Raw genomic sequence first — 21,114 nt, 5'->3', positions numbered from 1 at the left:
GGCGCGTGGTGCGCGGTCCGTTGCTTCGGCGCCCGATCTGGCCGAGGCGGTGGCAGAATTGCTGGCGCCCGACCGGGCGGCGTTGCTGGCGCGTGCGGCATGGATCGTATCATCCGAAGGGACTGAGGCGACGGCGCAGGCCCTGGCCCTCATGCGGCAATTGCTGGGGGAGGGGTAGCCGATGCGCGCACCTGATTTCTGGTTCCAGCCCGCCCCGAGTCTTGCCGCGCAGGTGTTGCGCCCTCTGGGTGCGCTTTACGCGGCCGCGACGGCACGCCGGGTGGCGCGGGCCGGTTATCGCGCGGCGGTTCCGGTTATCTGCATCGGCAACCTGAACGCGGGTGGTACGGGCAAGACGCCGACGACCCTCGCGCTGCTGGAGCGGCTGCCCGAAGGCGCTCATGTTGTGACGCGCGGACATGGCGGACGCTTGGCCGGGCCGGTGCAGGTGCAGCCCCGGCATCTGGCCTCCGAGGTGGGGGATGAACCGCTGCTGATCGCCCCTTTCGCGCCGGTCTGGGTGGCGAAGGACCGTGCCGCCGGCGTGAAAGCTGCCGAGGCCGCCGGGGCGCGCGTCATCCTGCTGGATGACGGATTTCAGAACCCTTCGGTGCAGAAAGATCTGTCCATCGTGGTGGTCGATGCGGCGCAGGGCTTTGGCAACGGGTTGTGTCTGCCCGCCGGCCCGCTGCGTGAGCCCGTGGCGGCGGGGCTGGCGCGGGCGGATTTTCTGCTGTCCATCGGGGATGCATCGGCGCAGGCACGGTTCGCGGCGGGCTTCACTGCCCCCGTGCCGCATCTGCGCGGGCGGCTGGAGGTTCTGCCCACCGGCATGGGCTGGCAGGGGGAGCGGGTGCTTGCCTTCGCCGGGATTGGCCAGCCTGCGAAATTCTTCGCCTCGCTCAGGGCCGAAGGTGCGATCATCGCCCGCGAAGTGCCGCTGGATGATCACCAGCCGCTGTCGCCCGCGCTGCTGGCGCGGTTGGAGCGGGACGCGGCGATGCTGGGCGCCCAGCTGGTCACGACTGAAAAGGATGCTGTGCGCCTGCCCGCCGCCTTCCGCCCGAAGGTGCTGACATTGCCGGTACGGCTGCGGCTGGATGACTGGCTGCCGCTGGAGGCGGCGCTGGTCAGGATTGGCGCGCTTGCCCGGCCCGGCGATCCGGCGTAGCTGTGGACGCGGAACGGCAAGGCGCGGAGGGTGGCATGGCAAGCGATGACGGCAAGGTGAAGCGACCGCAGCAGGTTTATACGCTGGTGGTCGAGGTCGGCCGCAAATCGGGGGACGGCCTGCCCGACAAGGCGACCGGCGCCGCGCTGATGATCTATGCCAGCGGCGTGGACGAGGCCGAGGCGGTGCGGGAAACGGTCGCCATCCTCAAACAGGCCGACCTGGCACCGCTGGACGTGTCGGGCTACGGCACGCTGGACGAACGGATTGAGGCGGGCGACGAGATCCCCGACGAGGAACGCGCGCTGATGCAGCGCGCGCTTGAGGAAAATTCGGTCGTGGTGGCGCAGATGACGCCGTTCTTCGACTGACAGGAAAAGGCTCAGCCCGCGGGAAAGCTGTCTTTCATCGACGGGCGGGCGCTGACCGTGGCAAACCATTCGGCCAGACGCGGGCGGGTGCTGCGCCAGTCCTTGCTGGCAAAGCGGAAATCCAGATACCCCAGCGCGCAGGCGGCGGCGATGGAAGCTGCATTGAACCCGTCGGTGATCGCGGCGAACCAGCGCCCTTCCAGATCGTCCAGACCCGAATCGATCTTGTCCATCTGCCCGCGCGACCAGTCCTCCCAACGCTTTTCTTCGGGGCGCAGCGCGTTTTCATAACGGTGCAGCAGGGCGGCATCGAGCACGGATTCGGCCAGCGCTTCGGCGGTCAGCACAGCAAAGCGGCGGGCATCCTGCGGGTAAAGCGGATCACCCGCAACGCCCAGGCTGTCGACATATTGCGTGATGACCCGGCTGTCGAACAGCGGCGTGTCATCGGCCAGCAGCGCACAGGGCACCTTGCCCGAGGCATTGTGCTGCACGATGCCCGGATCACGTTTCACCGGCCCGGCAGCCGAAGGCAGCTTTTCGATCTGGTCCGCAAGCCCGCGTTCGGCGGCGGCCACCATCACCTTGCGCACATAGGGCGAGGCGGGGGAATGGAATACGCGGATGGTCATTCTGAACTCCTTTTGCTGCGGCTGGCCTTGCGGCCCTTCGCGGGTTTGTCGGGGCTGGGCATGCGAAGGAAATCCTGCGGATAAAGCTTCAGTTGCAGGTCCAGATGCTCCAGCGCGAAGGTGATATGTTCGCGCATGATCGCCGCCGCACGTTCACCCTGGCCCTTGGCCAGCGCGCGGGCAATGCGGTGGTGATCGTCGTGCGACCGTTCGATCACGCGGAAGTCCCGCCACATGATCACACGGTCCGATGCGGCGGGTACATTGTGCAGGCTTTGCACGAAGGTCCGTATCCAGGCATTGCCGGACAGATCCATCACCGCCGTATGGAAATTGACATTCATCCGGCGGTAGGCGCCAAGGTTTTCCGGCAGCAGCGCGCCGGGTTCCAGAAGTCGGTCGCCTTCGGCCACCAGATCCGCCAGATATTTGCGGGCGGCATCGGTCATATTGGCGGCGGCAAGGCGGCAGGCCATCGCCTCAAGCTCGGCCCGCACCTCGAACGCGCCCGAGACTTCGGCAATCGAGAACTCCCGCACATAGAAGCCGCGGTTGCTTTCATAGGACACCAGCCCGGTCTGGGCCAGCGTCGTCAGCGCTGCGCGCAGGGGTGTGCGCGAGATACCCAGCATTTCAGCCAGGCGATCCTGATGCAGACGGTCACCGGGCAGAAGCTCGCCGCTGAGGATCGCCTCGCGCAGCTTCTCGATGGCCAGTTCCGTGCTTGTATGTGCCTCGGTCAAGCCACCCCTCCCTTGGGTTGTTTCGCTTAATGTATCCAAAAATTGTATTTACGGAAGATTCATTTTGCAATTACCGATTAAATGTGTTCATTTCGTTTGCAACGAAGGGGAGGATCTTCGGCAATGTCGAGAATCGTACTTGTCACCGGCGCGGCTGGCGGCATTGGGGAAAGTGTGTGCCGCAGGCTGGCGGCGGACGGTTTCGGGGTGTTGGCAGCAGATCTGTCGGCCGAGGCGGCGGCGCGCGTCGTGGCCGGTCTGCCGGGGCAGGGGCACCGCGCCATCGCGCTGGATGTTTCCGACGAAGCGGCGGTGGCGGATGCCTTCGCCGCAGCCGAGGCTGCGGGTGCGCCGGTGGAACATGTGGTTGCAGCGGCGGGAATCCTGCTGTTCGCAGCGAATGGCGACCGCCCGCCGATCACCGACATTTCGGTGAAAGAATGGGAGCTGACCCAGCGCGTGAACTCGACCGGCACCTTCCTGCTGTTGCGGGAATACCTGCGCGGAGCGACGCGTCGCGGCGCCACCGGCGGGCGGTTCATCGGTTTCGCCTCGGTCGCGGCGCAGCTGGGCGGCTATCGTTCCAGCGCGGCCTATATCGCGTCCAAAGGATCGGTCCTGGCGCTGGTGAAAGCGGGCGCCCGCGAGGCAGCGGCACTGGGCATCACTGTCAATGCGGTGGCGCCGGGTCTGATTGACGCGCCGATGCTGCGCCAGTCGCTGCCGCCGGAAAAGGACAGCACGGTGGCTGCCAATATCCCGCTGAACCGGATCGGCTCGCCAGGCGATGTGGCCGGGGCGGTATCGTTTCTGATGGGCGAGGACGCCGGATACATCACCGGCGCGGTGATCGACGTGAACGGCGGCTACCGGATGCAGTGATGCATCCGGCAGGGGAGGGGACGATGGTTAAGATCGCCGAAAGGCTGACGCATCTTCTGGGCTGGGCCGCCGGGGCGACCGTGGTGCTGATGATGCTGCATGTGATGATCGACGTGATCGGCAAATATGCCTTCAACGCCCCCTTGCCCGGCACGGCCGAGGTGGTGGCAGCCTATTACATGATCGGCTGCGTGTTCCTGCCGCTCGCCTGGGTCGAGGCCTCGGGCGGCTCGATCGTGGTCGAGGTGGTTTACGACAAGGTGCCGGCCCGGGTGCAGGGCGCGATGCGCTGGATCGCCGATCTGGTATCGGCCGTCTATTACAGCATCCTTGCGTGGTTTTCCTGGGATGTCGCCACTCATGCCTGGCGCATCGGCGAAACCGTGGACGGGATCTGGCGCATCACCACATGGCCCGCGAAATTCCTGCTGCCCTTCGGCTTTGTGCTGGCGGTGGTGGTCATCCTGCTGCGGCTGATCCTTGGCCCGCGCGGCCAGATCCGCACCACCGGCACGCCTGCCGTCCAAGATCTCTGAGGAAAGCCAATGGAACGTCTTGAAATCGGTTTTGCCGGGATCGCCGCCATCATGCTGCTGATCGGCATTCGGGTGCCCATCGGGGTCGCCATGGGGTCGACCGCCTTCTTCGGCATCTGGGCTATGATGGGCTTCAAGCCTGCGGTCGGCATCACCAAGGCCATTCCCTTCAACCTGATCGGTGACTGGAACCTGTCGGCTATCCCGATGTTCCTGTTCATGGGCTTCGTCGCGGTCGAGGCGGGGCTGACGCGCGGGCTGTTCGGGGCGGCGCGCATTTTCCTTGCGCGCATTCCGGGCGGGCTTGCCTCATCCACCGTTTTCGCCTCGGCGCTGTTCGGCGCGGCGAGCGGGTCCAGCGTGGCGACCTCTGCCGCCTTCTCGCGCATCGCGGTGCCGGAGATGCTGCACAGCAAATATGACCCTGGCCTTGCCACGGGCTCGGTCGCGGCTTCGGGCACGCTGGCGGCTCTGATCCCGCCCTCGGTGCTGATGATTGTCTATTGTCTGCTGGTCGATACCTCGATCAACACGCTGTTCATGGCAGGTGTGCTGCCGGGTATCCTGACGGCGCTGGCCTTCATCACCATGATCACGCTGCGCTGCATGCTGAAGCCGAGCCTTGCGCCTCGCTATGTGGATCAAAGCACACGGGCCGAGAAATGGGCGCTGCTGCGCGATGCCTGGCCCCTGCCGGTGGTGACGGCCATCGTGATGGGCGGCATCTTCACCGGCGCTTTCACCGCAACCGAATCCGGCGCTGTGGGGGCTTTTCTCGCCTGTGTCATCGCAGCGCTGCGTGGGCGGCTGAACCGGCCGATGCTGGTCCGGTCGGTCATCGACACGGCGGCGGGCACCTCGGCCATCTTCATGATCGTGCTGGGCGCCGCATTGTTCGCCCGTTTCGTGGCGCTGGCCACCATCCCGAACTGGGTGATGGGGTTCTTCGAAGGCTATGACACGCTGACGATCATTCTGCTGATCTGCGTCCTGCTGGTGTTGATGGGCACCTTCATGGAGGAAATCTCGATCATGCTGCTGACCATGCCGGTTCTGGTGCCGCTGCTGCACCAGCACGGGGTGGATCTGACGTGGTTCGGCATTCTGGTCATCAAGCTGATGACCATTGGCCTGATCAGCCCGCCTGTCGGCATGAATGTTTTCGTCATCAAGACATCGCTGGGGGATCGGGTGTCGCTGAACCAGATCTTCGCCGGGGTGAGCTGGTTCATCGCGGTGGATCTGCTGGTGCTGGCGCTGCTGATCGGCTTTCCGCAGATCGCACTGTGGCTGCCGGGAATGATGAGCCGTTAAGCGCCCGCCTGGCGCGCAACTGGGGCAGATGCGCCGCGGGAGGGCGGGCATCGCCAAAAAGGGAGGAATACCAATGAAACGACTGCTGCTTGGTGCAACGCTTCTGCCGCTTCTGGCCGGTGCGGCAAGTGCCGAAACCTATCAGGCGACCAACTGGATGGCGCCCGCCCATATCCTGAACGAATTCCCGTATCAGGAGTTCGCCAAAGATGTGGCCGCCGCCTCGGGTGGCGCCATGGAGATCGAGGTCTATTCCTCGGGCGCTCTGGTACCCGCGCCGACCACGATGCAGGGCCTGGCCGATGGCGTGGCGCAGATCGGGATTGTCTATCCGGGCTATACGCCTTCGGAACTGCCGCTGAACAACACGATCAACGACATGGGCTTCGTCGCCAAGGATGACCTTGCCGCCGCCTTCGCCTGGACCGAACTCGGCCTGACCAACAAGAAGGTGCAGGCCGAATGGTCGAAGAATGGTGGTATCTTCGCTGGCGGCTATTCGACGCCCTTCTACAACTTCATCTGCATGTCGGAAATCGTGACCCCGGCCGATGTGGCGGGCAAGAAGGTGCGCGTCGCGGGCACGGCACAGACGGAATGGATTCAATCGCTGGGCGGCGTGCCGGTCTCGGTGCCGATCGGCGATGTCTATTCGGGGCTGGAGCGCGGCTCTATTGACTGCACCATGTCGGACCCGACCAACCTCGACAAGGGCAACAAGTTCTGGGAGGTCGCCAAGACCGTGAACACCCTGCCGATGGGCGTGGTGGTCGGCGCGACCTATGTGATGAACAAGGATTTCTGGGTCGGGCTGGAACCGGCACAGCGCCGCATCATCCTTGATGCCATGGCCACCGGGCTGGCGCGGTCGCAGGTGGCCTACCACGTCGGCGTGCAGGCGGCGCTGGAAGGCTCGAAGGAGCGTGGGCTGAAAGTGACCGAACCGACCCAGGAAATGCGCGATACGCTCGCCGCCTTCCAGTCGCAGGTGGCAAGCAAGCTGCCCGCCAAGGCGATGGCCGAACGCGGTATCGACGATCCGACCGACGTGCTGAACGACTATACCGCGCTTGAGGCGAAATGGACGGGCCTTCTGGCCGATGTCGACCGCACCGACGCAGATGCGGTGGCCGCGATCCTGAAAGCCAATCTCTACGACAAGATCGACGAAAACAGCTTCGGTCTGGAATGACGCCTGACTGAACCTTCCCCGGCCCGCCACAGGGCCGGGGCAACAACCGACAGGACACCCCCCAAGATGAAATCAACGCTTCTTGCGGCAGCGGCGCTGCCCTTTCTTGTGCTGCCTGCTGCCGCCGACATGTATCAGGCGACCAACTGGATGGCGCCCTCGCATATCCTGAATGGCGTCGCCTATGGCCCTTTCGTGCAGGAAATCGCCAAGGCCACCAGTGACCGGGTGAATTTCGAGGTCTATTCCTCGGGTTCGCTGGTTCCGGCGCCGACCACGCTTCAGGCCATCGGCGATGGCGTGGCGCAGCTTGGTATCGTTGCCGCCTCTTACACGCCGTCGGAACTGCCGCTGTCGGGCGTGATCAATGACCTCGCCTTCCTTGCGAAGGACGATTATGCGGCGGCCTTCGCCCTGACCGAAATCGGCGTGCTGAACCCGCAGATGGTGGCGGAATACGGCAAGCACAATGCCGTGTTTCTGGGTGGCTATTCGACGCCGATCTACAATTTCTTCTGCATGAAGCCGATCAGCGATCCGGCCTCGGTCAAGGGGCTGAAGATCCGCACCGCGGGCACGGCGCAGAATGAATGGATCGCCTTCCTTGGCGCCACCCCGGTCGCCGTGCCGATGACCGATGTCTATACCGGGCTGGAACGCGGCTCGCTGGACTGCACGCTGTCGGACCCGACGAATCTCGAATTCGGCTACAAGTTCTGGGAGATCGTCAAATATGTGAACCGGCTGCCGCAGGGGTCGTCGCTGGGCGCGACCTATGTGATGAACAAGGAGTTCTGGGCGGGGCTGTCACCGGAAGACCGCCGCGCCATCCTTGATCTGACCGGCATGGCGCTGGCCCGTGCGCAGGTCGCCTATCATCAGGGCGTCGATTCCGCTCTGAAAGGTTCGGCCGAACGCGGCATCGTGATCGAGGACGCCAATCCCGACATGGCTGCGAAGCTGAAAGAGTTCCAGGATGGCATGCTGGCGGGCCTTGCCAAGCGCACGATGGAGGCGCGCGGCATCGCCGACCCGACCCCGATCATCGACGAATATCTGGCTCTGGTCGCGAAATGGTCGGGCCTCCTGGAAGGCGTGGACCGCAATGATACCGAGGCCATCGCCAAGCTGGTGAACGAACAGATCTACGCTAGGCTCGATGCCAACAGCTTTGGCCTGAACTGACACGACAGCCCCGCGCAGATGCCTGCGCGGGGTCTTTCTCCGGGCCGCAATGGCCAGTCCGAATCTTCTGGTGACCCCCATGACCACAGAACCTCAATCCACCGCCATCGTGACCGGCGCTGGCTCCGGCATTGGCCGGGCCATCGCCCATCGTCTTGCCGACGACGGCTATGCCGTCATCGTGGCCGACCGGGCCGCCGAAGGTGCGCAGGAAACCGTGCGCCAGTTGCAGGCGAAGGGCCATACCGCGCGGGCCGAGGTGCTGGACATCACCGATCCGGCCGCCACACAGGTGCTGATCGGCGGTGCGGCCAACCTGAGAGTGCTGGTGAACAACGCGGGCATCTTCAACACCCGCGATTTCGACAAGCTGACAGCCGATGACTTCCGCAAGATGTACGAGGTCAATCTGGTCGCCATGTTCACGCTCTGCCAGCAGGCGGCGCGCGTGTTGCCCGAAGGCGGGCGGATCATCAACCTCGCCTCGCGCGCGGCCTTCGGGGCGCGGCACTATGCGCATTATGTGGCCTCCAAGGCGGGGGTGGCGGGATTCACCAAGGCACTGGCGCTGGAACTGGCGGAAAAGCAGATCACGGTGAACGCGGTCGCCCCCGGTGTCATCGTCACCGACATGCTGCTGGAACGCGCCGAGGGGTTGGAGGGGCTGCGCGTGCAGCAACCCTCGGGGCGGCTTGGACAGCCAGAACATATCGCCCATGCGGTCGCGTTCTTCGCCGATCCGCGCGCCGAATATGTGACAGGGCAGGTGCTGATCGTCGATGGTGGCCGGTCCGTCGGCGGCACGGCGGCATTCTGAGGAGGGGCTTGAGATGACCATGGAACCAAGCACCCTGAACGGCCGCACCGCCATTGTAACCGGCGCGGGGCAGGGCATCGGCCTTGCGATTGCCGAGGCGCTTCTGGCCGCAGGCGCGCATGTCGTGGCGGTGGACCGCGAACCCGACGGGATTACGGCGCTCGCCACCCGTCCCGGCGTGACCGCCGTGCAGGGGGATGTGACCGACGCGGGCCTGCCCGACCAGCTTGATGCCGCGCTGGCGGCAGAGGGGCGGCAGCCGGACATCCTGATCAACAATGCAGGTGTCGCGCGCGGCGCGCATGCGCTGGAAACCAGCGATGCGGATTTCACCCGGTATTTCGATATCAACGTGCTGGGCCTGTTCCGCCTGTCGCGCTGGGCTGTGGGGCGGATGATGCGCAATGGCGGCGGCGCCATCGTCAACACCGCCTCGATCTTCGGGCAGATCGGCGCGCAAAGCTCCTGCGGCTATTCCGCCTCGAAAGCGGCGGTGATCGGATTGACGCGGCAGATGGCCAACGATTTCGGGCCGAACGGCATCCGCGTCAACGCGGTCGCCCCCGGTCTGATCGAAACCCCGCTGACCGCCGAACGCATCCGCACCGAAGCCTGGCGACGGCATCAGATGATCGACGGCGCCCCGCTGCGCCGTGTCGGCACGCCGGAGGATGTCGCCCGAGCCGTGCGCTTCCTCGCCTCTGACGAGGCGTCGTTCATCACCGGGCAGATCCTTGCCGTTGATGGCGGCTGGGCCATGGGCCGCTATCCGCGGGAAGAGGCGATCCATGCGTAAACCTCTGGTGCCTGATCTGCCGGAAAGCTGCGATCTGTTGATCGTCGGCTCCGGCGCGGCGGGCATGGCCGCCGCCATTTCCGCCCGTCACCATGGCCTGTCGCCGGTCATCATCGAGAAATCCGATGTGTTCGGCGGCTCCACCGCCGTTTCGGGGGGCGCGATCTGGGTGCCCGGCAACCCGCTGGCCGCCGCTGCCGGGATGACCGACAGTCGCGAGGCCGCGCGCACCTATATTAAAGGCGAGACAGGCAATCTGTTCAACGCCGAACTGGTCGATGCCTTTCTCGACAAGGGGCCGGAGGCCATCGGCTTTTTCCATGAAAAGACCGCGCTGAAGCTGGCGCACCGGGCGTATTCGCCGGATTACCATTCCGACGCCGAGGGCGCGACGGAAGGCGGCCGGTCGCTGGATGCCGATGATTATGATGGCCGCAAGCTGGGCGCCGATCTTTACCGCATGCGCCCGCCGATCGCGGATTTCACCATCCTTGGCGGCATGCCGCTGGGGCGGCCCGACATCTTTCACTTCCTGCGCATGGCGCGCTCGGTCAAATCCGCGACCTATGCCACGAAAACCGTGCTGCGGTATCTGCGCGACCGGGTGACCCATGGCCGCAATACCCGGCTGGTGATGGGGGCTGCGGTGTCGGGGCGGCTGGCGGAAACGGTATTCGCGCTGGGTATTCCGCTGTGCACCGGGCACGAGCTGATTGGCCTGATCCGTGATGAGACAGGCCGCGTGACGGGGGCCGAGGTCAAGGGGCCGAAGGGCTTGCGCCGCATCGCGGCCAGGCACGGTGTGGTGCTGGCGGCGGGGGGGTATCCGCAGAACCCGGCGAAGCGGGCGGAAACCTTCGACCATGTGAAACGCGGTCTGCCGCATTATTCCATGTCGCCTGGCACCGGCACCGGCGGCGCGATTGCGGCGGCCGAAGCCATCGGTGCGGCCTTCGTTGACACCAATGCCAATGGCGGTTTCTGGACCCCGGTGTCGCTGCTGCGCAATACTGATGGCTCGGTCCGGCCCTTCCCGCATCTGTTTCTTGACCGTGCGAAACCGGGTATCATTGCCGTGGGCCATGACGGGCAGCGTTTCGTGAACGAGGCCTCCAGCTACCACGATTTCGTGCAGGGGCTGATTGCGAAACTGCTGGCCGAGGGGCAGCGGTCGGCCTGGCTGGTGGCGGATCACCGGGCGGTGCGGCGCTATGGTCTGGGGGCGGCCCATGCCTTCCCGGCGCGGATCGGCAAGCATATCGCCAGCGGCTATCTGAAGCGCGATGCCACGCTGGATGGGCTGGCGCGGCAATGCGGTATAGACCCGGCAGCGCTGGAAACGACGGTGCGGGCCTTCAACGCCGGTGCCGTGAGGGGCGAGGATGCGGCCTTCGGCAAGGGGGCCACGAGCTATCAGCGCTATCTGGGCGATGCCGAGAACAAGCCGAACCCCTGCCTGCGCCCGCTGGAAGCGCCGTTCTATGCCATCGAGATCTTCCCCGGTGACATCGGCACCTCGATGGGGCTGGATGTGACGGCAGAAGGCCGGGTGAAAGACCGGCAGGGTCAGCCGATCCCCGGTCTGTTCGCCTGCGGAAACGACATCAACTCGATCATGTCGGGGGCTTATCCGGGGCCGGGTATCACCTTGGGTCCGGCGCTGGTGTTCGGCTATGTGATCGGGCAGGTTGCCGCCCAGTAAGGCAAAGGCGCCCCGCGAAGGGGCGCCGCAGCATCACTCGAACGGGCGGTCCAGACTGGCCGAGGGGGCACAGAACCAGCGCGGCCCCTCCTCGGTCATATAGGCGATGTCCTCCAGCCGGACACCGCATTCGCCATAGACGCAAAGCATCGGCTCGATGGAAAAGCACATGCCGGGGGCAAGCGGGGTGGTATCGCCTGCGACGATCCATGGCTCTTCATGCAGGTCCAGTCCGAGCCCGTGGCCGGTGCGGTGCGGCAGGCCCGGAACGGCATAGCCGGGGCCGAAGCCATCGGCGACGAGCGAGCCCCGCGCGGCGGCATCGACATCGGCACAGGCCACACCGGGGCGGGCGGCGGCAAATCCCGCCATCTGTGCGCGATACTCGCAGTCCCAGAGATGGCGCTGCCGGTCGGTCGGCGTGCCGAAGACATAGCTGCGCGTGATATCGGAATGATAGCCGTGCAGGTTGCCGCCAAGGTCAACCAGCACCATGTCACCGTCCTTCAGGCTTTGCTCGTAGGGCACGCCGTGGGGATAGGCCGTCGCCTCGCCAAACTGCACGGCGACAAAGACATGGCGCAGCCCCAGCGCCTGATGCGCCGCGGTCACGAAAGCAGCCACCTCGCCCGTGGTTACACCAGGGCGCAGGCCCGTATGTACTGCCTTCTGTACCGCATGGCTGGCATCCATCGCAGTTTGCAGGATGGCCAGTTCGGTGGCCGACTTGATCCGCCGTTGCGCCGCGATCAGCGGCCCGGCCGAGGTGACGGACAGGTTCGCCGCCATCAGCCGGTTGGCAAAGCCAAAACTCATTCCGGGGTCCAGCCCGATGCGATCGGAGACGCGGGCGGGGATCAGGGCGAACGGGTCTTCGTCCTCTTCCCAGACTGCAATTGCACCGGGAATGTGGATCATGGTTTCCAGCTTGGGCCGTTCAAAATTCGGCGTCACATAGGTCAGCGACCCATCTGCTCCCACAAGCGCGCCATGCAGCCGTTCCGAGGCATGAAGCGCCAGCCCGGTGTAATAGGTCAGCGACGATGTGGCATCGAGCCAGACCGCATCCAGCCCGCCCGCGCGCATGGCGTGGCGCAGCGTGTCAAGACGGCCCGAGAGTTCGGCGGCGGGAATTGCGGGCACATCGACCGGGCGGAACCCGGCCAGCAATGTATCATAGTCGGTCATCGGACTGTCCTTCGGGACCGGGCAATCGGGCCGCCCCCGATGCGGGGGCGGCGGCATCTCATGCGGGCTGGGCCTGCCGGGCGGCCTTGCGGCGGGCGACGCGGGCGCGTATCGCCTCGACATCCGTCACCGGCGTCGCAGCGAACAGCGATTTGGTATAGGGATGCTTCGGGTCGGCAAACAGCTCTTCCCGCGAACCCTGTTCCACCGCCTCGCCCTTCGAGATCACCATGACCTCGTCGGCGATATAGCGGACCACCGACAGGTCATGGCTGACGAAAACGTAAGTCAGATCGAACTCGTCCTGCAAATCGGCCAGAAGGTTCAGCACCTGCGCCTGCACCGACAGATCCAGTGCTGACACGGGCTCGTCCAGCACCAGCAGCGAGGGGTTCAGCATCAGCGCCCGGGCAATGGCGATCCGCTGCCGCTGTCCGCCGGAAAACATATGCGGATAGCGGTTGAAGTGTTCGGGTTGCAGCCCGACCTTCTTCAGCATCGCCTCAGCCCGTTCGCGCCGTTCCGAGGCAGGAACATCGGTGTTGATGACCAGCGGTTCCATCAGCACGTCGCCGATCTTCTGACGCGGGTTCAGGCTGCCATAAGGGTTCTGGAACACCATCTGCACCTTGGAGCGCATGGCGGGGCCGGGGCGCTGACGGCGGATGTCGACGGGCTGGCCGTCAATCCGCAACTCGCCGCCGGACGGCGCGTCGATCAGCGCGATCACGCGGGCCAGCGTCGATTTGCCCGATCCGCTTTCGCCCACGATGGCCAGCGTCTTGCCCTTCTGTACGGCAAAGTCGATGCCCTTCAGTGCCCGAACCACCTTGGCGCCGGAAAACATGCTGCCCGGAATGTGGTAGTCCTGAACGATGGCGCGGCCTTCAACGACGGGGGTTGCAGTCATCACACGCCCTCCTGCTGGAAGAAATCGGAAACGGTGGGCAGGCGGTCGCCGGTCGCATGTTCCGGCAGGGCGGCCAGAAGCGCGCGGGTATAGGGGTGCTGCGGCGCCTCGAACAGCGACAGCACATCCGCCTCTTCCATCTTCTTGCCTTTGTATTGCACCACCACACGGTCAGCGGTTTCGGCCACCACGCCCATGTCATGCGTGATGAGGATGAGCGCCATGCCGTAATCCTCCTGCAGCTTCATCAGCAGGTCGAGGATCTGTTTCTGGATCGTCACATCCAGCGCGGTGGTCGGTTCATCCGCAATCAGCAGACGCGGGTTCGAGGCGATGGCGATGGCGATCATCACACGCTGGCACTGCCCGCCCGACATCTGGTGCGGATAGGCGTTGATCTTCACCTCGGGCTCGGGGATGCCCACGGCGCGGAACAGGTCCAGCGCCTTGGCATGGGCGTCGCGTTTCGACAGCCCGAGGTTCAGGCGCAGCACCTCCTCGATCTGGAAGCCCACGGTGAACGAGGGGTTGAGTGAGGCGATGGGTTCCTGAAAGATCATCGTGATCTCGCGGCCGATCAGGCGGCGGCGTTCGGACCCGCTCATCTTCAGGATGTCGCGGCCGTCATAGGTCATTTCATCGGCGGTAATGGTGGCGGTATCGGGCAGAAGCCCCATTACCGCCAGCATCGACACCGATTTGCCGGACCCGCTTTCGCCCACGATGGCCAGAACCTCGCCCCGGTCGACGCGGACGTCGATGCCGTCCACGGCGGTAAAGCTGCCGGTGGCGGTGGCGAATTTGACGGTCAGGTTACGGATGTTCAGAAGCGCCATGATGTCAGCTCCGCTTCAGCTTGGGGTCGAGTGCGTCGCGCAGACCGTCGCCCATCAGGTTGATCGCCAGCACCGAAATCAGGATGGCGAGGCCGGGGAAGGTCACGACCCACCAGGCGCGCAGGATGAATTCGCGCGCTTCGGCCAGCATGGTGCCCCATTCCGGCGCGGGCGGCTGCGCCCCCATGCCAAGGAAGCCCAGGGCGGCGGAATCGAGCACGGCGGACGAGAAGGACAGCGTGGCCTGCACGATCAGCGGTGCAAGGCAGTTCGGCAGGATGGTCTTGAACATCAGCCGGATATTGCCGGCCCCCGCCACGCGGGCGGCGGTGACATATTCGCGCTTCATCTCGGACATGACGGCGGCGCGGGTCAGGCGGGCGAAATGCGGCTGATAGACGATGGCAATGGCGATCATCGCATTGGTCAGCCCCGGCCCCAGCACGGCCACCAGCACCAGCGCCAGCAGCAGCGACGGGAAGGCAAGAATGACATCCATCACCCGCATGATGACGCTGTCCACCCAGCCGCCGAAGAACCCGGCCAGAAGGCCGATGACGATGCCGCCCACCAGCGCGATGGACACGACGACGATGCCGATGAACAGCGAATACTGCGCGCCGAAGATCAGGCGGGACAGGATGTCCCGGCCAACGGCATCGGTGCCCAGCAGGTAGCTGGCGCTGCCACCGTCCTGCCAGACCGGCGGGACCAGCAGCGCCTCACGGTATTGCGTGGTCGGGTCATGCGGTGCCAGCACAGAGGCGAATACCGCGATCAGCACCAGCAGGATGAAGACGGCGAGGCCCACGACTGCGCCGCGGTTCTGGCTGAAGTAGAACCAGAACTCGGCGATCATCCGGCGGCGGATTGCGGCGTCCGAAAGCTTGACCGGGGCGTTGGTTTGGGACGTATCGGTCATTTGACGCGGATCCTCGGGTTGATGAGGCCATAGGTAAGATCGACCAGCAGGTTCACGACCATGACCAGCGCGGCAATCAGCAGGAGGCCGGATTGCACCACCGGATAGTCACGGCGCGAGATGGAATCGATCATCCACTTGCCGATGCCGGGCCAGGAAAAGATGGTCTCGGTTAGGATGGCGCCCGCCATCAGCACGCCGATTTGCAGGCCGATGGTGGTGATCACCGGGATCATGGCATTGCGCAGCGCATGCACGCCGATCACGCGGTAGGTGGGCATCCCCTTGGCGCGGGCGGTGCGCACATAATCCTCGCCCATCACCTCCAGCATGGCGGAGCGGGTCTGCCGGGCGATCACCGCCAGCGGGATCGTCGCCAGCACGACCGAGGGCAGGATCAGGTGGCTCAGCGCCGAGGTGAAGGCGCCCTTTTGCCCCGACATCAGGCTGTCAATCAGCATGAAGCCCGTCACATTGGGGAAGAAATACAGCAGGCTGATGCGGCCCGACACCGGGGTCCAGCCCAGAATACCGGAAAACAGGATGATCAGGAGCAGGCCCCACCAGAAGATCGGCATGGAAAAGCCCACCAGTGCGGCGGTCATGGAAATCTGGTCGAACCAGCTTCCCCGTTTGATGGCGGCCAGCACACCCACCGGCACACCGATCAGCGTGGCGATGATGATGGCGCACAGACCCAGCTCAACCGTTGCAGGGAACAGGGTCAGGAATTCGGTCAGCACCGGCTTCTTGGTGACCAGCGAATTGCCGAAATCACCTTGCAGCAGACGGCCGAGGAAGTCGAAATACTGCATCACCACGGGTTTGTCGTAACCCAGCTGCGCCGTCAGTTCGGCGTGCCGTTCAGGGCTGACGCCGCGTTCGCCCGCCATCAGCAGCACGGGGTCGCCGGGCAGGATGCGCACGAAGCTGAAGGCAATGACGGTGATCCCGAGGAAGGTCGGGACCAGATACAGAAGCTTTGAGAGGATGAACCGGACCATGCACCGTTTTCCTTGTAGAACGCGCGGGGAACCATGTCCCCGCGCGTCCGGTTTCCGTTAGATGCGGCCCGATTATTCGGCGATGTCCACGGTTTCGAAGGTGAAGTCGCCCAGCGGGCTCATCACGAAGCCGGAGACCTTGTTCGACATCGGCACATACTGGGTCGAGTGCGCGATGGTGAACCAGGGCGCCTGCTCCTTGAAGATGACCTGAGCCTCTTCATAAAGCTTGGTGCGCTCGGCCGGGTCGGCGGTAACCTTGGCGTCCTTCAGCAGTTTCGAGAAGTCCTCGTTGCACCAGAAGGCACGGTTCGCGCCGCCTTCACCGGCGGAATCGCAGGACAGCAGCACCGACAGGAAGTTGTCCGGGTCGCCGTTGTCGCCGGTCCAGCCCAGGATCACGGCGCCGTCGCGGCCGGGTTCCATCGACTTGGCCAGATACTCGCCCCATTCGTAGGACACGATCTCGGCCTTGACGCCGACCTTCGACAGGTCTTCCTGCATCAGCTCTGCCGTGCGGCGGGCGTTCGGCATGTAGGGACGCTGCACCGGCATCGCCCAGATCTTCATGGACAGGTCGGTGACACCGGCCTCGGCCAGCATGGCCTTGGCGGCTTCCGGGTCGTAGGGATCGTCCTTGATCGAGTCGTTGTACGACCACATGGTCGGCGGGATCGGGTTCTTGGCGGGTTCGGCCGCGCCCTGGAACACCGCGTCAACAATGGCCTGCTTGTTGATGGCCATGTTCAGCGCCTTGCGGACCTTCGGATTGTCAAAGGGCGCCATGGTCGTGTTGTAGGCCAGATAACCCACGTTCAGACCGGCCTGTTCGTCCAGCTTCAGGTTCGGGTCGGCCTTGATCGCCTCGATATCGGCCGGGGCCGGATAAGGCATCAGGTGGCATTCACCGGCCTTCAGCTTTTGCAGACGCACCGCTGCATCGGGGGTGATCGCAAAGACCAGATCGTCGATGATCGGCGCCTCGCCCCAGTAGTCGGGGTTCTTGGCGTAGCGGATCACGGCATCTTTCTGATAGGCGACGAACTTGAACGGGCCGGTGCCGATCGGCAGGTTGTTCAGGTCTTCCTTGGTGCCCGCGGCGTCCAGCGTATCGGCATATTCCTTCGACACGATCGAGGCGAAGGGCATGGCGATATTGGCGAGGAACGGCGCTTCCGGCTGGTTCAGCGTGAACTTGACCGTGTAATCGTCGATCTTCTCGACCGACTTGATCAGGTTCGGCATGTCCATCGAAGTGTAGTATTCGTAGGTGATGCCCGAGATGTACTGGTGCCACGGATTGCTGGCATCGCCCTGACGCGCATACGAGAAGACCACGTCATCGGCGTTGAAGTCGCGCGACGGGGTGAACTTTTCGTTCGAGTGCCACTTCACGCCTTTGCGCAGGTGGAAGGTGTATTCGGTGCCGTCTTCCGACACATCCCAGCTTTCGGCGAGGCCGGGGATAACCTCGGTCGTGCCTTTCTTGAACTCGGTCAGGCGGTTGTAGACCGGGTGGGCCGAGGCGTCGAAGGTGCCGCCGGCGGTATAGGGCGCGGGGTCGAACCCTTCGGGCGACGCTTCCGAGCAATAGACGAAGGTCTTGGCTTCCGCCATGGCAGCGCTCATGGCCAGCGCCGAGGCAAATACGAGAAATCGCTTCACGTTTATACTCCCTTGAGGTTTGAAGTCGTCCGCCAGCTATTTGGCGGTTGCGTCGGGCGCGCCTTCCGGCGCGTCGAGTCGGGTTTCGTCCGGCACGGGGGATGATGAAATCTCGTGCGGGATATGGGCTGACGGCGTGGCGCCGTGCAGCATCTTGCCGGTCCACAGCAGACGCGCCATGCGGTCGCCGGGGTTGGACCAGGAATGCGGGTGCTGGCCAAGGTAATGGATGCTGTCGCCTGGGCGCAGCAGGAATTGCTGTCCGTCCACCACCTGAAGAATTTCGCCGTCCAGAACGAAGATCAGCTCTTCGCCCGCGTGCTGGATGGTTTCGGAGGCATAGCCTGCGGGCACGTTCAGGACGAAGGAGGTCAGTTCATGGCCCGGAAACTCGGCCCCGATCCGTTCATAGATGACCGAAGTGCCGGAAACCGCGAATTGCTGGCGCTCGGAGGCGCGGGTGACGCTGTCGGACTGGCGGGGGGTGGCGATGAAATGTTCGATTCCCACATCCAGCGCCGCCGCGATTTCCGCCAGCGTTCCCAGTGTCGGGGTCGCATTGTCGCGTTCGACCTGGCTGAGATAGCTCACCGATACACCACAGGCATTGCTCAACTCCTGCAAGGTCATCGACATCATCTGCCTGCGCTTGCGTATCCGTTGTCCCAGAGCGACGGGCGCGCCTGCGGGTTTCCTTGCCATTGTCATCCTTGATCGCAGAATCTTGCCCCAGAGGAAGTTCATCCGAATTGCTGCGACATTGCAACACGAATTTTTGTCTGGGAAAAAATTTAACTCCGATTCGGTCCTTTCCGTAAGGGCAGCTTTCCAAGGGTCTGTCAACCCTTGCGGGAATGGTTGCGGCTGAACAGGCACGGTGGCCTGCTGTTTCGGACTGGCTTTCACAGGGCGGTAGCTTGATACTCCCGCTGATCCGCAAGCGGCGGATCAGCGGGAAAGGGTGCGGATCATGCCGGATCATCTGTTCGGGCGGTCAACGAAAGGGGCCTTGCCCGTCGCCGTGCGGGGCGAGGGGTGCTATCTGATCGACGCGGCGGGCAAACGCTATTTCGACGGGTCGGGTGGCGCGGCTGTGTCCTGCCTTGGCCATTCCGATGCGGGGGTGCGGGCGGCACTGCATGACCAGCTGGATCGGCTCGCCTTCGCCCATACCGGCTTCTTCACCTCCGAACCGGCCGAGGCGCTGGCCGACCGGCTGATCGCCCATGCGCCGCCGGGGATCGACCGGGTCTATCTGGTCTCGGGCGGGTCGGAGGCGGTGGAGGCGGCGCTGAAACTCGCGCGACAGTATTTCATGGAAATCGGCCAGCCGCAGCGCCACCGCGTCATTGCGCGGCGGCAAAGCTACCACGGCAATACCCTGGGTGCGCTGGCGGCGGGGGGGAATGCCTGGCGGCGCGCGCAATTCGCACCGCTGCTGGTGGAAACCAGCCATATCGCGCCCTGCTACGAATACCGCGACCGCGCGCCGGGTGAAACGGTCGAGGCCTATGGCCTGCGCGTCGCGGACGAGCTGGAGGCCGAAATCAACCGCCTTGGCCCCGAAACGGTGATGGCCTTCATCGCCGAGCCGGTGGTCGGCGCAACTGCCGGGGCGGTGCCTGCTGTGCCCGGCTATTTCCGCCGCATCCGCGAGATTTGCGATCAGCATGGCATCCTGCTGATCCTGGACGAGGTGATGTGCGGCATGGGCCGCACCGGCCACCTGTTCGCCTGTGAGGAAGATGGCGTGGCGCCCGACCTCATCACCATCGCCAAGGGGCTGGGGGCGGGTTATCAGCCCATCGGGGCGCTGCTGACCTCGGGCCGGATCTATGACGCCGTCGCGGCGGGCTCGGGCTTTTTCCAGCACGGGCACACCTATATGGGGCATCCGATGGCGGCGGCGGCGGCCAATGCGGTGCTGGAGGCGATTGTCGCGCGCGGGCTGCTGGCGCGGGTGCGCGAACAGGGCGCCAGGCTGCAAGCCGCGCTGGAGGCAGAGCAGGGCCAGCACCCCCATATCGGCGACATCCGGGGGCGGGGGCTGTTCCGCGGCGTTGAACTGGTCGCGGATCGGGAGACGAAAGCCCCTTTCGACCCGGCGCTGAAACTGCATGCCAGGGTGAAGGCGCTGGCCTTTGAGGCCGGGCTGATCTGCTATCCGATGGGGGGCACCATCGACGGCCAGCGCGGCGACCATATTCTTCTCGCGCCGCCCTTCATCATCGAGGATGCACAGATCGACGAATTGGTAAGCAAACTTTCCGGCGCGATCCGGGGCGCGCTGGCGGCATGACCCTGCCGCGCATCATGGTGGCGCCCACCGGCGCGCGGCTGGGCAAGGCGGACCATCCGGCGCTGCCGGTGACGATTGCCGAAATCGTGGCCTGCGCGGTGGAGTGCCATGCCGCCGGGGCCGGGGCCATTCATGCCCATGTCCGCGATGCGCAGGGCGCGCATGTGCTCGACGCGGGGCTTTACGCGGAACTGCTGGCCGAGCTTGCCCGCGCCGTTCCGGGCATGGCGGTGCAGATCACCACCGAGGCGGTGGGGCGCTACACGGCCGCCGAACAACGCGCGCTGGTCATGGCGCTGCGCCCGCCCATGGTGTCGGTCGCGCTGCGCGAGATCACCACCGAACCCGACGAAGGCCTGACCCGCGCCTTCTTCCACGATTGCGCGGGCGCGGGGATCGCGGTGCAGCATATCCTTTATGATGCCGCCGATGTGGACAGACTGGCCGCCCTGCAAACTGCGGGCGTGGTGCCGGCGGGCGGGTTGCAACTGCTGCATGTTCTGGGGCGCTACACGGCGGGCCAGGTCTCGGACCCTGCCGATCTGACGGCGCCGCTGGCGCGGCAGCGGGCGGCGGGGTTGCAAGCCGATTGGGCGGTCTGCGCCTTCGGCCCGGCGGAAACCGCCTGTCTGCTGGCGGCCATCGCACAGGGCGGCAAGGCGCGGATCGGCTTTGAAAACAACCTGTTGAACGCCGATGGCCGCCCGGCCCGCGACAATGCCGACCGGGTGCGCGAACTCGTCGCGGCGCTTTAGGCGGCCAGCAGCGCGATCATCGCGTCGCGCAGTTCCGGCGTCGCGGCGGTGATGACGCGGCCGTCGGACTCAAGCGTCAGCGGCTTGCCCTGCCAGTCGCAGATCAGCCCGCCCGCCGCTTCGACCAGCGCGATCAACGGCAGATAGTCATAGGGCTGCAAGCCGCAATCGACCACGACGTCGATCTGCCCCGC

22 protein-coding genes are annotated in these 21,114 nt (G+C 64.9%); 12 read left to right on the top strand and 10 right to left on the bottom strand.

Going from position 1 to position 21,114, the window contains the following annotated elements:
* The first annotated feature begins 181 nt into the window (after window positions 1-181).
* Window positions 182-1,171: a tetraacyldisaccharide 4'-kinase gene (gene lpxK / locus AO684_RS17140; RefSeq protein WP_054303936.1), complete on the top strand. Its 990-nt coding sequence runs from the start codon at window positions 182-184 to the stop codon at window positions 1,169-1,171.
* A gap of 35 nt (window positions 1,172-1,206) precedes the next feature.
* On the top strand, window positions 1,207-1,542 hold the full coding sequence (locus AO684_RS17135) for a hypothetical protein (RefSeq protein WP_054303935.1): 336 nt from the start codon (window positions 1,207-1,209) through the stop codon (window positions 1,540-1,542).
* 11 nt (window positions 1,543-1,553) lie between these two features.
* On the opposite strand, the gene AO684_RS17130 is transcribed toward AO684_RS17135, so the two are convergent.
* Window positions 1,554-2,174, bottom strand: a complete 621-nt coding sequence (locus tag AO684_RS17130; protein WP_054303934.1) for a glutathione S-transferase family protein — start codon at window positions 2,172-2,174, stop codon at window positions 1,554-1,556.
* A complete protein-coding gene (locus AO684_RS17125) occupies window positions 2,171-2,917 on the bottom strand; it encodes a GntR family transcriptional regulator (RefSeq protein ID WP_054303933.1) in 747 nt (248 codons plus the stop codon). Before AO684_RS17125 ends, AO684_RS17130 begins: the two co-directional genes overlap by 4 nt.
* 123 nt (window positions 2,918-3,040) lie before the next feature.
* Here AO684_RS17125 and AO684_RS17120 point away from each other — a divergent pair, with 123 nt between their 5' ends.
* The 8 genes from AO684_RS17120 (at window position 3,041) to AO684_RS17085 (ending at window position 11,341) form a co-directional block, all read left to right on the top strand.
* On the top strand, window positions 3,041-3,799 hold the full coding sequence (locus AO684_RS17120; protein ID WP_054303932.1) for an SDR family NAD(P)-dependent oxidoreductase: 759 nt from the start codon (window positions 3,041-3,043) through the stop codon (window positions 3,797-3,799).
* A gap of 23 nt (window positions 3,800-3,822) precedes the next feature.
* Window positions 3,823-4,335, top strand: coding sequence for a TRAP transporter small permease subunit (locus AO684_RS17115; RefSeq protein ID WP_054303956.1), 513 nt, complete (start codon window positions 3,823-3,825; stop codon window positions 4,333-4,335).
* Window positions 4,336-4,344: 9 nt separating this feature from the next.
* Complete coding sequence (locus AO684_RS17110) at window positions 4,345-5,649, top strand: TRAP transporter large permease (protein WP_054303931.1); 1,305 nt, start codon at window positions 4,345-4,347, stop codon at window positions 5,647-5,649.
* Window positions 5,650-5,722: 73 nt separating this feature from the next.
* Window positions 5,723-6,841 carry a C4-dicarboxylate TRAP transporter substrate-binding protein gene (locus AO684_RS17105; protein ID WP_054303930.1) on the top strand — a complete coding sequence of 373 codons (1,119 nt, stop codon included), beginning with the start codon at window positions 5,723-5,725 and terminating at the stop codon, window positions 6,839-6,841.
* A gap of 66 nt (window positions 6,842-6,907) precedes the next feature.
* Window positions 6,908-8,026, top strand: a complete 1,119-nt coding sequence (locus AO684_RS17100) for a C4-dicarboxylate TRAP transporter substrate-binding protein (protein ID WP_054303929.1) — start codon at window positions 6,908-6,910, stop codon at window positions 8,024-8,026.
* Between the two features lie 79 nt (window positions 8,027-8,105).
* Window positions 8,106-8,843, top strand: a complete 738-nt coding sequence (locus tag AO684_RS17095; protein WP_054303955.1) for an SDR family NAD(P)-dependent oxidoreductase — start codon at window positions 8,106-8,108, stop codon at window positions 8,841-8,843.
* Window positions 8,844-8,856: 13 nt separating this feature from the next.
* Complete coding sequence (locus AO684_RS17090; protein WP_054303954.1) at window positions 8,857-9,639, top strand: SDR family NAD(P)-dependent oxidoreductase; 783 nt, start codon at window positions 8,857-8,859, stop codon at window positions 9,637-9,639.
* Window positions 9,632-11,341: an FAD-dependent oxidoreductase gene (locus AO684_RS17085; protein WP_054303928.1), complete on the top strand. Its 1,710-nt coding sequence runs from the start codon at window positions 9,632-9,634 to the stop codon at window positions 11,339-11,341. The genes AO684_RS17090 and AO684_RS17085 overlap by 8 nt, the downstream gene beginning before the upstream one ends.
* Window positions 11,342-11,374: 33 nt before the next feature.
* Here AO684_RS17085 and AO684_RS17080 read toward each other — a convergent pair whose 3' ends face one another.
* The 7 genes from AO684_RS17080 to AO684_RS17050 form a co-directional block, all read right to left on the bottom strand.
* Window positions 11,375-12,529: a Xaa-Pro peptidase family protein gene (locus tag AO684_RS17080; protein ID WP_054303927.1), complete on the bottom strand. Its 1,155-nt coding sequence runs from the start codon at window positions 12,527-12,529 to the stop codon at window positions 11,375-11,377.
* Between the two features lie 58 nt (window positions 12,530-12,587).
* Window positions 12,588-13,439, bottom strand: a complete 852-nt coding sequence (locus tag AO684_RS17075; RefSeq protein WP_054303926.1) for an ATP-binding cassette domain-containing protein — start codon at window positions 13,437-13,439, stop codon at window positions 12,588-12,590.
* Window positions 13,439-14,275, bottom strand: a complete 837-nt coding sequence (locus AO684_RS17070) for an ABC transporter ATP-binding protein (RefSeq protein WP_054303925.1) — start codon at window positions 14,273-14,275, stop codon at window positions 13,439-13,441. Before AO684_RS17070 ends, AO684_RS17075 begins: the two co-directional genes overlap by 1 nt.
* Window positions 14,276-14,279: 4 nt before the next feature.
* On the bottom strand, window positions 14,280-15,197 hold the full coding sequence (locus tag AO684_RS17065) for an ABC transporter permease subunit (protein ID WP_054303924.1): 918 nt from the start codon (window positions 15,195-15,197) through the stop codon (window positions 14,280-14,282).
* On the bottom strand, window positions 15,194-16,201 hold the full coding sequence (locus AO684_RS17060) for an ABC transporter permease subunit (protein ID WP_054303923.1): 1,008 nt from the start codon (window positions 16,199-16,201) through the stop codon (window positions 15,194-15,196). Before AO684_RS17060 ends, AO684_RS17065 begins: the two co-directional genes overlap by 4 nt.
* Before the next feature lie 72 nt (window positions 16,202-16,273).
* Entirely contained in the window at window positions 16,274-17,818 is a 1,545-nt protein-coding gene (locus AO684_RS17055; RefSeq protein WP_235451311.1) for an ABC transporter substrate-binding protein, read from the bottom strand.
* Between the two features lie 84 nt (window positions 17,819-17,902).
* Window positions 17,903-18,568, bottom strand: a complete 666-nt coding sequence (locus tag AO684_RS17050; protein WP_054303922.1) for a helix-turn-helix domain-containing protein — start codon at window positions 18,566-18,568, stop codon at window positions 17,903-17,905.
* Between the two features lie 268 nt (window positions 18,569-18,836).
* Between AO684_RS17050 and AO684_RS17045 the strand changes: the two genes are divergently transcribed.
* Window positions 18,837-20,165: an aspartate aminotransferase family protein gene (locus AO684_RS17045; RefSeq protein ID WP_054303921.1), complete on the top strand. Its 1,329-nt coding sequence runs from the start codon at window positions 18,837-18,839 to the stop codon at window positions 20,163-20,165.
* Window positions 20,162-20,920 carry a 3-keto-5-aminohexanoate cleavage protein gene (locus AO684_RS17040; protein ID WP_054303920.1) on the top strand — a complete coding sequence of 253 codons (759 nt, stop codon included), beginning with the start codon at window positions 20,162-20,164 and terminating at the stop codon, window positions 20,918-20,920. The genes AO684_RS17045 and AO684_RS17040 overlap by 4 nt, the downstream gene beginning before the upstream one ends.
* Here the strand turns inward: AO684_RS17040 and AO684_RS22405 are convergent.
* Window positions 20,917-21,114 (bottom strand): inositol monophosphatase family protein (locus AO684_RS22405; protein ID WP_304437870.1); only part of this gene is annotated, 198 nt, incomplete at its 5' end. The genes AO684_RS17040 and AO684_RS22405 overlap by 4 nt on opposite strands.

This window comes from Gemmobacter sp. LW-1, from assembly GCF_001303875.1.
In the GTDB taxonomy this organism is placed as follows: Bacteria; Pseudomonadota; Alphaproteobacteria; order Rhodobacterales; family Rhodobacteraceae; genus Gemmobacter; species Gemmobacter caeni.
This window is presented reverse-complemented; position numbering and strand designations above follow the sequence as displayed.

Coding starts and splice junctions, on each gene's coding strand:
- lpxK (WP_054303936.1), top strand. CDS start 182: ATGCGCGCACCTGATTTCTGGTTCCAGCCCGCCCCGAGTCTTGCCGCG.
- AO684_RS17110 (WP_054303931.1), top strand. CDS start 4,345: ATGGAACGTCTTGAAATCGGTTTTGCCGGGATCGCCGCCATCATGCTG.
- AO684_RS17135 (WP_054303935.1), top strand. CDS start 1,207: ATGGCAAGCGATGACGGCAAGGTGAAGCGACCGCAGCAGGTTTATACG.
- AO684_RS17080 (WP_054303927.1), bottom strand. CDS start 12,529: ATGACCGACTATGATACATTGCTGGCCGGGTTCCGCCCGGTCGATGTG.
- AO684_RS17090 (WP_054303954.1), top strand. CDS start 8,857: ATGACCATGGAACCAAGCACCCTGAACGGCCGCACCGCCATTGTAACC.
- AO684_RS17075 (WP_054303926.1), bottom strand. CDS start 13,439: ATGACTGCAACCCCCGTCGTTGAAGGCCGCGCCATCGTTCAGGACTAC.
- AO684_RS17115 (WP_054303956.1), top strand. CDS start 3,823: ATGGTTAAGATCGCCGAAAGGCTGACGCATCTTCTGGGCTGGGCCGCC.
- AO684_RS17055 (WP_235451311.1), bottom strand. CDS start 17,818: ATGGCGGAAGCCAAGACCTTCGTCTATTGCTCGGAAGCGTCGCCCGAA.
- AO684_RS17100 (WP_054303929.1), top strand. CDS start 6,908: ATGAAATCAACGCTTCTTGCGGCAGCGGCGCTGCCCTTTCTTGTGCTG.
- AO684_RS17060 (WP_054303923.1), bottom strand. CDS start 16,201: ATGGTCCGGTTCATCCTCTCAAAGCTTCTGTATCTGGTCCCGACCTTC.
- AO684_RS17045 (WP_054303921.1), top strand. CDS start 18,837: ATGCCGGATCATCTGTTCGGGCGGTCAACGAAAGGGGCCTTGCCCGTC.
- AO684_RS17095 (WP_054303955.1), top strand. CDS start 8,106: ATGACCACAGAACCTCAATCCACCGCCATCGTGACCGGCGCTGGCTCC.
- AO684_RS17050 (WP_054303922.1), bottom strand. CDS start 18,568: ATGGCAAGGAAACCCGCAGGCGCGCCCGTCGCTCTGGGACAACGGATA.
- AO684_RS17065 (WP_054303924.1), bottom strand. CDS start 15,197: ATGACCGATACGTCCCAAACCAACGCCCCGGTCAAGCTTTCGGACGCC.
- AO684_RS17070 (WP_054303925.1), bottom strand. CDS start 14,275: ATGGCGCTTCTGAACATCCGTAACCTGACCGTCAAATTCGCCACCGCC.
- AO684_RS17105 (WP_054303930.1), top strand. CDS start 5,723: ATGAAACGACTGCTGCTTGGTGCAACGCTTCTGCCGCTTCTGGCCGGT.
- AO684_RS17040 (WP_054303920.1), top strand. CDS start 20,162: ATGACCCTGCCGCGCATCATGGTGGCGCCCACCGGCGCGCGGCTGGGC.
- AO684_RS17120 (WP_054303932.1), top strand. CDS start 3,041: ATGTCGAGAATCGTACTTGTCACCGGCGCGGCTGGCGGCATTGGGGAA.
- AO684_RS17130 (WP_054303934.1), bottom strand. CDS start 2,174: ATGACCATCCGCGTATTCCATTCCCCCGCCTCGCCCTATGTGCGCAAG.
- AO684_RS17085 (WP_054303928.1), top strand. CDS start 9,632: ATGCGTAAACCTCTGGTGCCTGATCTGCCGGAAAGCTGCGATCTGTTG.